General features: G+C 64.6%; 12 protein-coding genes. 6 read left to right on the top strand and 6 right to left on the bottom strand.

Annotation, left to right across the window (positions count from 1 at the left end; all coding sequences use genetic code 11):
- Window positions 1-69 precede the first annotated feature (69 nt).
- Complete coding sequence (locus VGH68_RS10975; protein WP_331603643.1) at window positions 70-498, top strand: DUF1810 domain-containing protein; 429 nt, start codon at window positions 70-72, stop codon at window positions 496-498.
- A gap of 25 nt (window positions 499-523) precedes the next feature.
- Here VGH68_RS10975 and VGH68_RS10970 read toward each other — a convergent pair whose 3' ends face one another.
- From VGH68_RS10970 to VGH68_RS10960, 3 genes are all read right to left on the bottom strand, one after another.
- Window positions 524-1,840, bottom strand: coding sequence for an Nramp family divalent metal transporter (locus tag VGH68_RS10970; protein ID WP_331603642.1), 1,317 nt, complete (start codon window positions 1,838-1,840; stop codon window positions 524-526).
- 361 nt (window positions 1,841-2,201) lie between these two features.
- Window positions 2,202-3,698 (bottom strand): putative bifunctional diguanylate cyclase/phosphodiesterase, encoded by a 1,497-nt coding sequence (locus VGH68_RS10965; protein ID WP_331603662.1) that lies wholly within the window; start codon window positions 3,696-3,698, stop codon window positions 2,202-2,204.
- A gap of 15 nt (window positions 3,699-3,713) precedes the next feature.
- Complete coding sequence (locus VGH68_RS10960; RefSeq protein ID WP_331603641.1) at window positions 3,714-4,997, bottom strand: PAS domain S-box protein; 1,284 nt, start codon at window positions 4,995-4,997, stop codon at window positions 3,714-3,716.
- A gap of 585 nt (window positions 4,998-5,582) precedes the next feature.
- Between VGH68_RS10960 and VGH68_RS10955 the strand changes: the two genes are divergently transcribed.
- The 3 genes from VGH68_RS10955 (at window position 5,583) to VGH68_RS10945 (ending at window position 8,168) form a co-directional block, all read left to right on the top strand.
- Complete coding sequence (locus VGH68_RS10955) at window positions 5,583-7,142, top strand: methyl-accepting chemotaxis protein (RefSeq protein WP_331603640.1); 1,560 nt, start codon at window positions 5,583-5,585, stop codon at window positions 7,140-7,142.
- 95 nt (window positions 7,143-7,237) lie between these two features.
- Complete coding sequence (locus tag VGH68_RS10950) at window positions 7,238-7,627, top strand: RT0821/Lpp0805 family surface protein (protein ID WP_331603639.1); 390 nt, start codon at window positions 7,238-7,240, stop codon at window positions 7,625-7,627.
- 91 nt (window positions 7,628-7,718) lie between these two features.
- On the top strand, window positions 7,719-8,168 hold the full coding sequence (locus VGH68_RS10945; RefSeq protein WP_331603638.1) for an NUDIX hydrolase: 450 nt from the start codon (window positions 7,719-7,721) through the stop codon (window positions 8,166-8,168).
- Window positions 8,169-8,198: 30 nt separating this feature from the next.
- Here VGH68_RS10945 and VGH68_RS10940 read toward each other — a convergent pair whose 3' ends face one another.
- Complete coding sequence (locus VGH68_RS10940) at window positions 8,199-9,083, bottom strand: transporter substrate-binding domain-containing protein (protein WP_331603661.1); 885 nt, start codon at window positions 9,081-9,083, stop codon at window positions 8,199-8,201.
- Window positions 9,084-9,358: 275 nt separating this feature from the next.
- Window positions 9,359-11,068: a glutamine--tRNA ligase/YqeY domain fusion protein gene (locus VGH68_RS10935; RefSeq protein ID WP_331603636.1), complete on the bottom strand. Its 1,710-nt coding sequence runs from the start codon at window positions 11,066-11,068 to the stop codon at window positions 9,359-9,361.
- 579 nt (window positions 11,069-11,647) lie between these two features.
- Here VGH68_RS10935 and ggt point away from each other — a divergent pair.
- Window positions 11,648-13,441: a gamma-glutamyltransferase gene (gene ggt, locus VGH68_RS10930; RefSeq protein ID WP_331603635.1), complete on the top strand. Its 1,794-nt coding sequence runs from the start codon at window positions 11,648-11,650 to the stop codon at window positions 13,439-13,441.
- A 297-nt stretch (window positions 13,442-13,738) separates the two neighbouring features.
- Window positions 13,739-14,299: an RBBP9/YdeN family alpha/beta hydrolase gene (locus VGH68_RS10925; RefSeq protein WP_331603634.1), complete on the top strand. Its 561-nt coding sequence runs from the start codon at window positions 13,739-13,741 to the stop codon at window positions 14,297-14,299.
- 96 nt (window positions 14,300-14,395) lie between these two features.
- Here the strand turns inward: VGH68_RS10925 and VGH68_RS10920 are convergent, their stop codons facing one another.
- Window positions 14,396-15,616 carry a CaiB/BaiF CoA-transferase family protein gene (locus VGH68_RS10920; protein WP_331603633.1) on the bottom strand — a complete coding sequence of 407 codons (1,221 nt, stop codon included), beginning with the start codon at window positions 15,614-15,616 and terminating at the stop codon, window positions 14,396-14,398.
- Between the last annotated feature and the right edge of the window lie 376 nt (window positions 15,617-15,992).

Genomic DNA, 15,992 nt, shown 5'->3' with positions numbered 1-15,992 from the left:
TGCTGCGTTTTCGTCTCCGTCAAACGCGAGCGCCTCGAACTGGGACACTGACGAAACGAGGGCAGCGCTATGGCCGATCGAAACAATCTGCAGCGTTTCGTGGACGCACAGCAGCCGATGTATGCGCGCGTGACCAGCGAACTGCGCGCGGGCGACAAGCGCAGCCACTACATGTGGTTCATTTTTCCGCAAATACAGGGGATCGGCAGCAGCCCGACCGCGCAGCGGTACGCGATCTCCGGGCTCGACGAGGCACGCGAGTATCTCGCGCACCCGCTGCTTGGGCCACGTCTGCGAGAGTGCACGGCGATCGTCAACGGCATCGAAGGCAAGACGGTCGACGAGATCTTCGGCTATCCGGACAATCGCAAATTCTGTTCGTCGATGACGCTGTTTGCGCGTGCCGCGCAAGACAATGCGATATTCGAAACGGCGCTTCGCAAGTACTGCGACGGCGAGCCGGATCCGCTCACCGTCGCCAGGCTGCCGCGCGACTGATTCGCGATGCAAGCGGGTCTGTCATTCAGCCCTGCCAGCCGCTCACGTATCGTGCGATCACGGCGGCGCCCATTCCCACGACCGCAAGCCAGCTGAGCGCGCGCAACGTCCAGTGTGCGCTCAGATCGCCCACTGAAGAGTGCCGGGTGCTGAGCAGCACGAGCAGCGCCATCACCGGAGTGGCGGTGGTGCCGTTGAGCACCGCGCTCCAGTAGAGCACGCGAATCGGGTCCAGTTGCATTGCCGCCAGCACGACGCCCAACCCGCCGCCCAACGCGACGATCGACACCAGCGTGAATGCGATGCGCCGGTTGTGGCGTTCGTCGTTGGACCAGCCGACGGTGCTCGCGACCGCGTGTGCCGCCGAACCGGCGAGCGGTGGCAACGCAAGCAGCGCACTGCTGATGAGCGCCAGACCCAGCAGGTGCGTATCGAACCGGCCGGCGACCGGCGCGAGCACGCTGGCGAGCGTTGCCGCCGAATCAGCAGCCCGGCCGCTCGCGTGGAGCGTCGCCGCTGCCGCGATCATGATGGAGACCGCAACCGCGTTCGATAGCGCGGTTCTGATCAGCGTATCGCCGCGCATGCTTCGCAGGCGCTTCAGGCGAGCCTCGCGATTCTTATCACCGTTCGCGCGTTCGTCTTGCGGGCGCTGCGCTTCGACCTGCTGTTGCGCCTGCGAATAGAGAAGATACGGGCTGACAGTCGTGCCCAGAACCGCCAGTAGCATTTCCAGATAATGCTCGGACCACGAAACATGAGGGACGAAGAGCTGTGCCGTGAGCCTGGTCCACGGCAGATGCAGCGCGATGTCGACCCCGACATACCCGAACAATGAAAGCGCCAGCCATTTCAGTACGCGCGCGTACTTTGCATACGGGACGAACCACTGTAGCGCGATCGAGAGCACGAGAAAGAACATCGCGAAGCCGGGGATCGAACCGAGCCACAGCAATTGCGCGCCCAGGCCCATCGCGACGACGTCGGCGGCAATGTTGAACGTGTTTGCAATCAGGAAGCGGCCGACGGCAAGGAAAAACCACAAGCGCGAGTAATGCTTGCGCATATTGGTCGTCAGTCCGTCGCCCGTCAGAACCGCGATTCGCGCCGACACGAGTTGCAACGCGACGATCGACGGATAGGTCAGCACGCAGCTCCACAGCATGTCGTAGCCGAACTGCGCGCCCGCGAGCGAATAGGTGACGATGCCCGCCGGGTCGTTGTCCGCGGCCATCGTGACGACGCCTGGGCCGATGTCGGCCGCCCACGAATGCGCAGCCGCGCCCCCTTCGGCATTGCCGCGGGGATATTGGGTGACTCCCGTCTGATGGATCGAGGGCATGATATGCGTCGGCAAAGGAAGTCAATGCATGCAAGATTTCCGCGGCAGCTTGTCGGCCGGTCCTCGCTGTGCGAGCCGAAGGGTGTGCGCGGGTGTCGCGCTGCACAATGGCAGTCGCTTACGAGCAGCGACTACCGCAGTCATCACGCGGCGGATGTGTCGCACGCAGGATCCGTACCGGGTGGGGCTGTCGCGAGGATGTTCGCGCGGGGCGGACCAAGGCATCGAGTCGCGCCGCTGCGGCGGCGAGGCGCGGTCGCATCTGGAATTGCCAGCAGCACGTCCTAAGCGGCATGCCCCCCGTTGCCGAGCTTTCGCTGTATTGGCTCGACGTTCCGGGGGCAGCACGATGCTGGCGGGGTTAGTGCCTTTGCACGGCATCAGCGCTGCTGACGCCGTGTTCCTCAGACGAGGTCATCAGTTCAGGCAGCGGAAGATCGTCGGCGGCCAGGTATGACTGCGCTATTACTGCCTCGACCGGACGCGCGAACCAGAAACCCTGCACCTCGTCGCATCCGTTGTCGACCAGAAAACCACGCTGTTCTGGCGTTTCGACGCCCTCGGCCACAACTCTCATGCCAAGCGTTCGCCCAAGAGCGAGGACCGCTTTGACGATGACCTCGTCTGCACGGGAACGACCGATGCCCCGCACGAACGACATGTCCAGCTTGACCCGGTCGGCCATGAAATTCCGGATGTACGACAAGCTCGAATAGCCGGACCCGAAGTCATCGATGGCAATCGATACTCCCATTTGCCGAAGCGCGCGGAGGGTCCCGAGCGAGTTCGGCGCCATCATGACGCCCTCGGTGATCTCGAGTTCAAGATTGCGAGGGCTAACGCCGGCATTTTTCATCGTGTTCGCGATGACGGCCGACAGGTCTGATCGTTCGAATTGCACGGGCGATACGTTCACGGAGACAACCAGGTCGGAATACGCCTGCGCCCAGACGGCAGTTTGACGGCAAGCCTCTTCCAGCACGCGCTCACCGATCCTGACGATCAGGCCGCTTTCTTCGGCAAGCGGAATGAACGATGCGGGGCTCACTTGGCCCCGCTCAGGATCGTACCAGCGGACCAGGGCCTCGAAGCCGGTCGTGCGTCCCGTCACCGGATTGACACGCGGCTGGTAGACCACCGTGAATTCGTCGCCAGCTACCGCTCGCCGCAGCGCTTGCGCCATCAGAGTCCGCCGGTTGCTCCGTGATGCGATTTCCGGGTCGAAGAGCTGCAGGCTGTTCGGACCGATGGCCTTGGCCTGGTACATGGTGGCGTCGGCGTATCCCAGGAGCGTTTCTGCGTCGGTCGAATGGTCGGGGTAGACGGCGATTCCTACGCTTGCCTGCGGCACGACAAGCGTGTCACCGACACAGAACCCGGCATTCAGCGCATCTTTCATCGCGCCGGCGGCAGCCACCAGGCTGTCGACGTCGCCGCGGTGCAGGACCGCGACGAACTCGTCTCCCGCGTAGCGGACCACCAGATCTGCGAGCGACACGGACGCCGACAGCCGTCGCGCCACTTCACACAGCACCGCGTCCCCGCCGGCGTGCCCGAGGGAATCGTTGATTTCCTTGAAATTGTCTATGTCTAGAAACACCAGAGCCAGCCTTGTTTCCTGGTCGGCGGCACGGTTGACCAGGTCGCCCAGCCTTGCTTTCAGGCCTAGCCGGTTGGGCAGGTGGGTGAGCGCATCCTCGTAGGCCTGGGTGCGCAACTGGTCCTGATAGCGGATGCGTTCGGACACGTCGCTGAAGACGATGACGAAATGGGTCGGATGACCGCCGTCGCCTTGCACAGGAGAAGCATTGAGTTCGATCCAGTATTCCGAACCGTCGCGCCTATCGCATCTGAGCAGATCCGTGCAGGCGCGTCACGCCTTCAGGGACTCGCCTATTGACGTCACGTGGGGAGAAGTCTGGTCACATCCGATCATTTCCCATGGGCAGGCTCCCGTCGCCTCCTCGACAGACCAGCCGGTCGCGCTCTCAAACGCCGCATTGACGTACGTGACGACGTTTTTGCCGTCGACCCGGGACGAGATGACGACTGCGTTCCTCGAGGCCTCGAGGGCTCGGCCGCGCAGGCGTAGTGCCTCTTTGGCCGCCTCGTGCGCGGTCACGTCATGCGCGGTGACGAAGCATGCCTGCCTGCCGGCAAAATCCAGGAAATGATAGGTCACCTCGGCGTAAAAAACGCTACCGTCAGCATGTTTATGACGACGTACGCCGCCCAGTCCGCCGCTGGCGCCGGATGCAAGGTAACTTTGCAAGTCACGTCGGAAATGTTCGATGTCCGCAGCAGGGCGGATCTGGTCGATCGATGTAGCCCGGAGATCACCACCGTACTGCCGTTGAGCGGCGGTGTTTGCCGTCAGGATCTCGCGCGAGTTCACATCGAAGATCAGCATCGCGACGGGGTGCCGCTCGAAGTATTCCTTGAAGCGACGCTGTACCTCGGCAGCGACAATTGCCGACGTCATTTTTGCCAGCTCAGCGCGTTGCCGTGTCAACACCGCAAAGAGCAGCAGTAGGATGCCTGCAGCGGAAGCGACCGCCAGCGAGCTCTTTTGCTTCACCAACTGATCCTGAGAGGCGAACTGCATGTGTGCAATCCGCTCCCGTTCGTCTGCGCTGAGCTGTGACAGCAGAACCATGATGTGGCCAAGCGTCCTGTTCGCCTGCTGCAATAAAGCCGGTTTGATCGCTTTTGCTTGCGCATCGGCAAGCGCCAGGTTTGTTGCGGCAATCTCGAGCTGTTCGGGCCACACGGCGCTCAGCTGGCGAAGCTGCCGCAGTTTCTCGGGTGCGCCGCGCACGTTGGCCAGACTTTGCATGAGCCGATCGTACGTCTTTGCCGTCGCCGCTGCGCGACCGACAGGCCACCCCTGCGAGCTATAGCCAGCTTTACCAATGCCCTTGAGGAAGTCAGTATTCGCCGCAACGTGCAGGAAAAGCAGCGCCTCCAGATCCGACGCCACGGAAAGGGCAGTGCGAAGCCGACGGTCCGCGGCTTCGTGCGATAGCGTTGCGCTGATCGAAGCGGCGATCGCGACGCAAATCGCCAGAACGGCTACAACAGCAATGGCAGCGGTTCCGGTTAGGGGCCGCCGCAAGGCTGCTGTGTTGGGACGATAGTTTTTGCCAGCTTGTTTCATTCTCACGGACTACTTTTCTGTGCACGAGGTCGTGGGCGGCTGTGCTTCGCGAGAGCTGGCGACGAGCCTGCGCCGACGCTGCGTGGGAGCAGATCGACAGGAAAGTGCCCGGATGCGGACGCAGCTTTCACAAGCGCTGGCTTTGTCGACGATCGGACGTTGTGCAGCTTAACGGGCATCGCCCGTGCATTTCTTATTGGTATAAACGCCTATCAAAAATCTGCTGCTCCCCTACCAGCCTCCGTAATCGTGGGTCGCGGATGGGACGGGCAAGCCTGGGTCGCAATGGGCATGTAGATGCCCTCCGGGTGACTCCCGACTCAGGAAATCACGCGCCGCGCCGTTATCTCAGTAGAACTCGCTGATGCGCCGCGCCGTTGCGCGCCGCGACAGCGGTCGATGAGCGGACCTGGCCGTCAGGCAATACGCGAGGCAGCACCCGGGACGCGTCCCGGCAGGTGCCCCGCGGCAAGATTCAGGATCCAGAGAGCCAATACCATGATCGAGGCCGCCGGGCCCGCCCATCGGGCGCGGCCACGACGCCGCGTCATTCAGCCGGACCGACCCGGCGACGGAGCAACCCGCGTGAACCGATTCAGCCTCAATACCAAACTCTGGCTCGCCTTACTGATCACCTGGCTCGGGCTGCTCGGCCTCGGCGGCTGGGCCGCGTGGCAGTCGCGCGCGACGATGCTCACGGAGCGCAAGTCGGCGGTGCAAAACGTCGTCGAAAGCGCGTATGCGATCGTCGCCGACTACGCGAAGCGCGCCGACGAGCACGAACTGACGATGCCGCAGGCGCAACAGCAGGCGATGGCGCGGCTCGCGGCAATCCGCTACCCCGGCAGCGGCTACATGATCGTCACGACGGCGACGCCGGTCGTCATCATGCACCCGGTGCTCGCGGATCTGCGCAACAAGGACGTGTCGCATTACGCGGACACCGACGGCAAGCTGCTGTTCGTCGAGATGGTCAAGCTCGCCCAGGCGCAGGGCCAAGGCTTCGTCGACTATATGGGGCGCCTGCCGGGCCGCGCCGACCACGTGCCCAAGATCAGCTTCGTCAAGCGCTTCGCCGGGTGGGACTGGTACCTGATTTCGGGCGTCTACGTGAACGACATCAACGCGGCGTTCCGTGCGGATCTGCTGCGCTATCTGCTGACGATCCTCGTGATCGGCAGCGCCAGCACGATCGCGCTCGTGATGATCATCCGCAACGTGAAGCGCAGTCTCGGCGGCGAGCCCGCCTACGCGGCGGGCGTCGCGGAAACGATCGCGGACGGCGATCTGTCGACGCCGGTCGCGCTGGCCGGCGACGATCAGCAAAGCATGCTGTTCGCGATGCAGCGCATGCAGGAGCGTCTGGCCGACGCGATCCGACGAATTCGCGGCGGCACCGAAACGATCACGGTCGCGGCCGAGCAAATCGCCGCGGGCAATCTCGATCTGTCCGCGCGCACCGAGGAACAGGCGTCGTCGCTGGGTCAAACGGCGGCGAGCATGGAGCAGCTCACCGCGACGGTCAAGCAGAACGCCGATAACGCGTTGCAGGCGAACCGGATGGCGCGCTCGGCCTCGCAGCTCGCGGGCGAGGGCGGCGAGGCCGTGCAGCACGTGGTCGCAAACATGCAGAGCATCGCGGCGAGTTCGGCGCGCGTCGTGGACATCATCGGTGTGATTGAAAGCATTGCGTTTCAGACCAACATCCTCGCGTTGAACGCCGCTGTCGAAGCGGCGCGCGCGGGCGAGGAGGGACGCGGTTTCGCGGTGGTCGCGGGCGAGGTGCGCAATCTCGCGCGCCGCAGCGCCGATGCGGCCAAGGAGATCAAGAGCCTGATCGAGGACTCGGTCGAGCGCGTGGGCAGCGGCAAGGCGCTCGTCGAGAAGGCGGGCGGCACGATGGATTCGCTCGTCCACGCGGTCAAACGCGTGACCGACATCATCAGCGAGATTTCAGCTGCGTCGGAGGAGCAGAGCCGCGGCATCGAGCAGGTCAACGTCGCGATCGCGCAGATGGACGAGACCACCCAGCAGAACGCGGCGATGGTGGAGCAGGCAGCGGCCGCCGCGCAATCGATGCAGGAGCAGGCGGAGATGCTGCGCGGTGTCGTCAGTGTGTTCCGGTTGGAGGGCGCAGCCGCTTGACCGGCTGCCCAGACTCCCGAATCGTGCGTGCTATGCTTTTGAGGTCAGGATCAAGAGCCGTCGCGCGCACCGCGCACTTTCGAGGAGAACCCTTTATGTCGATGCGAACCCGTGTGCTGTTCCGTCTGAGTGCCGCGAGCCTGCTGCTTGGCGCCGCAGTCTGCGCGCAAGCGGCGAATCTCGACTTTCTGCACGATACGCCGCTCGCCTACATGAAACAGCGCGATATCGACTCGATCAAGCATGCGGTCTTCAGCGCGCTCAACGACAAGAAAGACGGCGAGAGCGTCACCTGGGTCAACGACGGCACCGGCAACAGCGTGAAGATCGACGCGAACATCACGCTCGGCAGCACCACCAGCAACGGCGGGCGCACCTGCCGCGACATGGCCGTGGCGCTCAATGCGAAGGGGCAATCGGTGAACCTGCGCCCCACCTTCTGCAAGCAAGGCGGCGGCACCTGGCAGATGCAAAAGAAGAATTGACGCGCATGCCAAAGATGAGGGTCTCGCGTGCGCTTGCGGTGTCGGCGCGGCTCGCCGCCATTTGCCGCCCAGGCCGGAGGGGGGTGCGGCGATGAGCGCACGAACCGTCTCATGCGGGATCGTGCTGCTCGACCCGACCGGGCGCGTGCTGCTTGCGCACGCCACCGAAACCACCCACTGGGATATCCCGAAGGGACAGGGCGAAGAAGGCGAGTCGCCCGACGCGACCGCGCTGCGGGAGATGGTCGAGGAGACCGGCATCGCGCTCGAGCCCACCCGCCTGAAGGATCTGGGGCTATTCGTCTACCGGCGCGACAAGGATCTGCATCTGTTCGCCGCGCGTGCGAGCGCCGGCGAACTCGATCTATCCGGCTGCACGTGTACGTCGCTATTTCCGCGCCGCTCCGACGGCACGCTGATCCCCGAAATGGACGACTACCGCTGGACCTCAATCGACGAAATCCCGCACTACGCGAGCCGTAGTCTCACGCGGCTGTTCGAGACGACACTGTCGCTCACGGAGCTGCACCGGTCGCTATGACGCGACACCCGCGAGCCGCGCTCGTGCCGCTCAGTCGAGCGCGCGGTCGTTCGGATGCGCAAACAGCGCGTGGTTCGCATCCGACAGCGGGAACTTGAGGTTGATGCCGAGCGGCGGAATCGGCTGCGTGAACCACTTCCTGTACAGGCGCTCGGCGTCGCCCGTGCTCTGCGCGTGCGCGATCACCCGGTTCACGAGGCTGCGAAAAGGCTCGTCGCCCTTGCGGAACATGCACGCGTAGACCTCGTAGCCGAGCGGCGTGCCCGTCACGACGAAATCGTCCGGATGCGGGTCCGTTGCCTTGAAGCCATAGACGATCGGCTCATCCATCACGAAAGCCACCGCGCGGCCTTCCTTGAGCGCGGTGAATGCTTCCTGGTGATCGCGCACGCTCGTGATGCGCATGTTCAGTTGCTTGTCGGTGTTCAGCCGGCGCAGCAGCCGCTCGTCGGACGTTGCCGCGGTCGTCACGACGGGTTTACCGGCCAGGTCGGCGAAATCGCTGATGCCACTATTTCTGCGCGTGATCATCCGCACCGCGTACTGGAAGAAGCTATCCGAGAACGCGGCGACGTTTTCCCGCTCGATCGTATGCGTGGTCGAGCCGCATTCCAGATCGATCTGGCTGTTGATTAGCATCGGCGTGCGGTTCGACGAGGTCACCGTGATTTCGTGCACGCGCAGTTGCGGCATATTCAGCTTGTTGCGGATTTCGTCGACGATTTCGAGCGCAATCGCCTGCGAGTAGCCGACCGTGCGCTTGCCGTCGAAATACGAGAACGGAATCGACGCTTCGCGCACGCCCAGCACCACCACGCCGTCGTCATGAATTTTTTTCAGTGTGCCGGTCAGTTCGTCCGCGTGGGCGGTGCCCGCGAGCAGGACCGTGCCGCACGCGGCGAGCGCGGCGAGCATGCCGCGCGCGCCAGCTATGGCCCCGGTATGGGCGCCGCCGAGGGCCGCAATTTTCATCGGACCTCCCGGACCGGCGCGCTCGGGCGAGCGTGCAATGAGTGTCGATCAAGCATCATGCAACCATCATGTAATGAAACGGCGTGCACCTCGTGAACGGGATGCACGCCGCAACTCAACCCCGGCGCCGTCAAGCCGCGCTTTCAGGCCGCCTGTCCAACCGACACGTCCAGGCGCAATCTGCCGGCAGCGCGGCGGCCGTGATCATTACCGCCAGCTTACGCCGGCTTCCCCCAACTGTCGCGCAGACTGACGATGCGATTGAATACGGGCTTACCCGGCTTCGAATCGACGCGGTCGGCGACGAAGTAGCCGTGGCGCTCGAACTGGTAGCGCTGCTCCGGCAGCGCATGATGCGCGCCCGTTTCGAGGTAGGCCTGGACCACGCGCTTCGAATGCGGATTCAGCGCCTCGAGGAAGTCGCGGCCGCCCGCGTCCGGTTGCGGCTCCCTGAACAGCCGGTCGTAGATGCGCACCTCGGCCGGGCAGGCGGCCTCGGCGCTGACCCAGTGGATATTGCCCTTGACCTTGTAGTTGTTCGCGCCTTCGGTGCCCGATCTGCTGTCCGGGAAGTAGTTGCAATGCACCGCGACGACGTTGCCATTTTCGTCTTTGTCCGCGTGCGTGCACTCGATCACATAGCCATAGCGCAGCCGCACCTTGTTGCCGGGGAACAGCCGGAAGTAGCCCTTCGGCGGCGTTTCGGTGAAGTCGTCGCGCTCGATCCACAGCTCGCGCGAAATCGGGAATTCGCGCATGCCGCGTTCAGGATGATGCGGATGCACCGGCGCGTGGCACGGCTCGGTCAGTCCCGCCGGGTAGTTGTCGATGATCAGCTTGAGCGGATCGAGCACGGCGGCGATGCGCGGCGCCTTCTCGTCCAGATCGTCGCGCAGCGCGCCTTCGAACACGCTCATGTCGATCCACGAATCGACCTTGCTCACGCCGATGCGCTCGCAGAACAGCTGAATCGACTCGGGCGTGAAGCCGCGCCGCCGCACGCCGACGATGGTCGGCATGCGCGGGTCGTCCCAGCCGTCCACGTGGCCTTCGTTGACCAGTTGCAGCAGCTTGCGCTTGCTGGTGATCGCGTAGGTGAGGTTCAGGCGCGAGAATTCGATTTGCTGCGGCAACGGACGCGTGAACACGCCAGCATCGGCAAGCTCGTTCAGGATCCAGTCGTAGAGCGGACGATGATCTTCGAACTCGAGCGTGCACAGCGAATGCGTGATGTTTTCCAGCGCGTCCGAGATGCAGTGCGTGTAGTCGTACATCGGATACACGCACCAGGCGTCGCCGGTGCGGTAGTGATGCGCGAAGCGGATCCGGTAGATCACCGGGTCGCGCATGTTGAAGTTCGGCGACGACATGTCGATCTTCGCGCGCAGCACGTGCTCGCCTTCCTTGAACTCGCCCGCCTTCATGCGGCGGAACAGGTCGAGGTTTTCATCGACCGAACGCTCGCGAAAACGCGACGGCGTGCCGGCTTCGGTCGCCGAGCCGCGGTTCGCGCGAATTTCCTCGGCCGACTGGCTGTCCACGTACGCGCGGCCGCGCTGGATCAGCAACTCGGCGAATGCGTAGAGTTTGTCGTAGTAGTCGCTCGCGAAGTACAGATGCTCCTGATTGTCCTTTTTCCACTCGAAGCCGAGCCAGCTCACCGCGTCGATGATCGAGTCGACGTATTCGACGCTTTCCTTTTCCGGGTTGGTGTCGTCGAAGCGCAGATGACACACGCCGCCGTAGCTGCGCGCGATACCGAAATTCAGGCAGATGCTCTTTGCGTGACCGATGTGCAGATAGCCGTTCGGCTCGGGCGGGAAGCGCGTTTCGACCCGCTGGCCCCATTTGCCGGTGCGGTTGTCGTCGTCGATGATGTTGCGGATGAAATTGGATGCCGCTGGCGCGTCGTTGCGTTCGGTAGTCATGCGAGAAGGTCAGAAGTCCGTGGGGGCGCGCAGCGCGCCCGCTAAGCGTTCAATTCTACCTGACGCGTCCGCTCGCGGCAGGGGTGCGGCGAGCCGCCGACGATGCGGCGGGGCGCGGGCGGGGCGGGGGTTGCCGGCGCTGGCAAAAACGGCGAGGCAAGCGGGCGGAAGCTGCGATCGAAGCGACGCACGGGCCGCGCTGGCCGGTGCTGTAACAGGAGGTAAAACGGGTTGGCCGGCTTTGCGGCCGCGGCTTAGGATGCGTGCGGCGCGGGTAGGGGTGCCGCGGACGGTGTGCGCTGCCCGCGTACGGGACACAGCGGATTGAAGTGATTGGCGCCCCAGTCAGCCTGTCTAAAAAAGCGGCTTTCGCCTCGCGCGGTCCCGCGCGTGTGCTCCGTTCGTATCGGTCGTGCCCGGTGCCGTTGCACCGCAGTGCCAGCCGGGGATCGAGCGCAAGCAGAAGCGCAAGCGCACGCCCGGCCCATGCCCATGCCAGCCCCACGCCGATTTGCCGCCACCTTGCATGAACCGCCCTCGTTCATGCACCATGCTCGCCTCGTTGCCGGAGTTTCTCGGATGCCTGTCCCGATGCACGGCGCGTTCCGCGCGCCTTTCGCTCGCGCTTGTATTAGCGCCCGTTTTTGTTCCTGCACCCGCGTGGCGCTGGCGTCGGTATGCTTCGCCGCGCTTGCCGGCGGCCTCGCTGCGCCGCTACGCGCGGTCGCGAAAACGCCGCCGCCGAAACCGGCGCTCGATGCGTCGGCGGTGGCCGTGCCGGATAGCTACAGCGCCGACGCCGCGCAGCAGATTTTTGCCGCCGGCGGCAACGCGGTGGATGCCGCCGTCGCGATCGCCTTCACACTCGCGGTCACCCGGCCAGACGCGGGCAACCTCGGCGGCGGCGGGTTCATGACGCTGCTGGTCGACGGCAAGCCGTATTTTCTGGACTACCGCGAGCGCGCGCCGCAGCAGGCGACCCCCGATATGTACGTCGACGACAAGGGCAACGTAGTGCCGGGCATGAGCACGGTCGGGTATCGCGCGGTCGCGGTGCCGGGCACCGTCGACGGCATGTGGCAAGCGCAGCGGCGTTTCGGCAAGCTCAAATGGAAGCAGGTGCTCGCGCCCGCGATCCATTACGCGACCGATGGCTTTCAGGTCGATGCGCGACTGCAGCAGCGGCGCGACGCGGCCGCGAAGCATTTCGCCGCCCACACCAATTTCGATGCGTACTTCTCGAACCTGAAGGCTGGCGCGACGCTGCGCCAGCCGGAGCTCGCGCAGGCGCTGTCGCGGATCGCAAACGACGGCGGCCGCGAGTTCTACGAAGGCCGCACCGCCGAGCTGATCGCCGCGCAGATGTACGGCCACGGCCTGATCACGAGGCAGGATCTGAGCGGCTACCAGGCGGTGTGGCGCGAACCGCTCGCGGCCGACTGGCAGGGCTACCGCGTAATCACCGCACCGCCGCCGAGTTCGGGCGGCATTGGACTGATCCAGATGCTGAAGATGCGCGCCGATCTGGAGCCGGCGTTCGACGGCCTCGCGCTGAATTCGGCGCCGTACATCCACCTGATCGCGCAGATCGAGGACCGCGTGTTCGCGGACCGGCAGCGCTATAGCAGCGATCCCGACGCGAGCCCGGTGCCGGCCGCCAGGCTGATCGACGATGCGTACCTCGCGCAGCGCGCGGACGAAATCAGGACCGACGAAGCACCGGGCGCGGCACCGGTGCAGCCTGGTCCCGGCGACGGGGCGGCGGAGAAAGCGCAGACCACCCATTTCTCGGTGGTCGACAAATGGGGCAACGCGGTATCGAACACCTACACGCTGAACGGCGATTTCGGCTCCGGCGTGGTCGTGGACGGCGGCGGCTTTCTCCTGAACGACGCGATGGACGATTTCGTCGTCAAGCCGGTTCGCGGCGGCGCGGCCGGCGCGAGCACGACGCCTGTCGCGGCGGATGCCGAACTCAACACGATAGCGCCGGGACGCCGGCCGATTTCGTCGATGACGCCGACGCTGCTCGTGAAGGACGGCAAGGTGGCGCTCGCCATCGGCACCCCTGGGGGCTCGCGCATCCTGACGACGATTTTCCAGGTGATGACGAACCTGTACGACTTCGGCATGACACCCACGGACGCGCTTGCCGCGATGCGTTTTCATCACCAGTTGCTGCCGGCCAAGACGATCTACTTCGAGCCGTATCATCCTGTTCCGGATGAACTGTCCGCGCAGTTGAAGGCGCTCGGCTACACGCTCGACCAGCAGTCGTTCAATGGCGACGTGCAGATGATCCGCGTCGACGGCACGACGCCCGAGCCGGCGAGCGATCCGCGTGGCGCCGGGGTGGCACGCGTGATACGGTAGCCAGCGCCGATAATCGACGCCGGTAAACGACGCCACTGAGGGCCGACGGTAAGGTAAGCCCCACGCCAAGCGAAGACGGTAAGCGAAGACGGTAAGCGACGCCGATAAGCCAAGACGGTAAGCGAAGACGGTAAGCAAAGACGGTAAGCGACGCCGATAAGCAAAGACGGTAAGCGACGCCAACGGTAAGCGACGCCAATAAGCGAAGACGGTAAGCGGCCCCCGTGGCCGGCGACGACAACAGACGGCCGACCCAGCTACGCGCGAGCGGCCGATCAACCAACAACGGACAATGCGATGATCGAACCGAAACTGAACGCACTCGTGCTGCCGGGATACCAGAACTCGGACGCCGGTCACTGGCAAACGCGCTGGGAAGCGCTCGATCCCGCGTTTGTCCGCGTTCAGATGCCGGACTGGGACCGTCCTTCTTGCGACGCATGGTGCCGTGCGCTCGACGCCGCCGCCGCCGCCGCTGATGGGCCGGTCGTGTTCGCCGCGCATAGTCTCGGCTGCCTCACCACGGCGTTCTGGGCGTTGCAATACGCGAGCGACGCGCAACTCGCGAAAGTGGCTGGCGCGCTGCTCGTCGCGGCGCCCGATCCCACCGGGCCGCATTTCCCAGCCGACGTGGTCGGCTTCGCGCCCGTGCCGCTCGCGCGGCTGCCGTTTCCGACCATCGTCGTGGCGAGCAGCGACGATCCGTATGCCGGCGTGCCGTTTTCGCAAACCTGCGCGAAGGCCTGGGGCAGCCGCTGGATCGGCCTGGGCGCGCGCGGCCATATCAATGCGGACAGCGGTCTTGGCGACTGGGACGAAGGGCGAGCGTGGCTCGCTTCGCTGGTGAGTTCCCACTGAGTCCGCTTGAGTCTGCTTTGAGTCCGCTTTGAGTTTGCGCTACTTCGCCGTCAGGCGGCCACGGCCACGTGTGTGCCGCCTTCTGTCTCTTTTATCTCAAATCACCGACTTTGCTCGCAACGCCGCAATCTTCTGCGCGTCGTATCCCAGCACGTCGCTCAGCACACGCTCCGTGTGCTCGCCGAGCAGCGGCGGATGACTCGACGCTTGCGGCGGGGTGCCGGTCATGTTGATCGGGTTGCGCACCAGCTTGACGGTACCGCCCGACGGATGCGGCAGATCGACCTGCAGCCCGCGCGCGACCACCTGCTCGTTCTCGAACACTTCGTTGAGGTCGTTGATCGGCCCGCACGGCACGCCGGCCGCTTCGAGTGCGGCGATCCATTGCTGCTTGCGCCGCGTGCGGACCATGTCGGCCAGAATCGGCACCAGAACATCGCGGTTGCGCACGCGTGCCGGGTTGGTCGCGAAGCGTTCGTCGTCGGCCAGTTCCGGGCGGCCGCCCACTTCGACGAATTTGCGGAACTGGCCGTCGTTGCCGACCGCGACGATGATCCAGCTGTCGCTCGTCTGAAAGGTCTGGTACGGCACGATATTCGGATGAGCATTGCCCCAGCGCGCCGGCGGCTCGCCGCTCGCCAGGTAGTTCGAATTCATGTTGGCGAGCATCGCGACCTGCACGTCGAGCAGCGCCATGTCGATGTATTGCCCTTCTCCCGTGCGGTCGCGGTGCGTGAGCGCGGTGAGTACCGCGACGGTCGAATACATGCCGGTCATCAGATCGGCAATCGCCACGCCCGCCTTTTGCGGGCCGCCACCGGGCTGCCCGTCGCGCTCGCCGGTAATGCTCATGAAGCCGCCGATGCCTTGCACGATGAAGTCGTAGCCGGCGCGCTGCGCGTACGGTCCGGTCTGCCCGAAGCCGGTGACCGAACAGTAGATCAGATCCGGCTTCACGTGCTTCAGCGATGCGTAGTCGAGCCCGTACTTCCGCAATTGCCCGACCTTGTAATTCTCGAGCACCACGTCGCTTTGCGCGGCAAGTTCGCGGATGATCTGCTGCCCTTCCGGTGACGCGATGTCGACCGTGACCGAGCGCTTGTTGCGGTTCGCCGCGAGGTAGTACGCGGCCTCGCGCGTATCGGCGCCTTGCGGCGTTTTCAGATACGGAGGGCCCCAGTGGCGAGTATCGTCGCCGGCCTGGGGGCGCTCGATCTTGATGACGTCGGCACCGAAATCGGCAAGCGTCTGCGCGCACCATGGGCCGGCGAGCACGCGGGTGAGATCCAGCACGCGGATGTGACTAAGAGCGCCCATGTCGTTGAATGTCTCCTGATGGTTGCAAACGGCTCGCGAGCTGCCGTGCGTCGTTTCGCGCGAAGTTTCGTGGAAGCCATCTTAAGCGATTCCCGCCTCCGGGCGCAGTCAGCCGAACGTCATAGCGCGGATCGGACGCGGCGACACGCGAGCGTCGCAGCGGGCGCGTCCCGTCCTGGCCGGATGGCCAGCGAGGCGGCGCGCAGTGCCGCGCGCGCTAGCCGATCCCGTATAATCAGTCGTTTAAGAAACCGACAGTTGGCGCATCTCTCTGGCCGCCAGTCACAGTCAGGAACCGTCCCCCGCACGCTATGAAAGCCGCTGAAATCCGCGAGAAATTCCTCAAGTTCTTCGAATCGAAGGGCCACACGATCGT

The organism is Paraburkholderia sp. (assembly GCF_036488505.1).
Classification (GTDB): Bacteria; Pseudomonadota; Gammaproteobacteria; order Burkholderiales; family Burkholderiaceae; genus Paraburkholderia.
The sequence above is the reverse complement of the archived record's forward strand: the minus strand, read 5'-3'. Positions and strand labels throughout refer to the sequence as shown.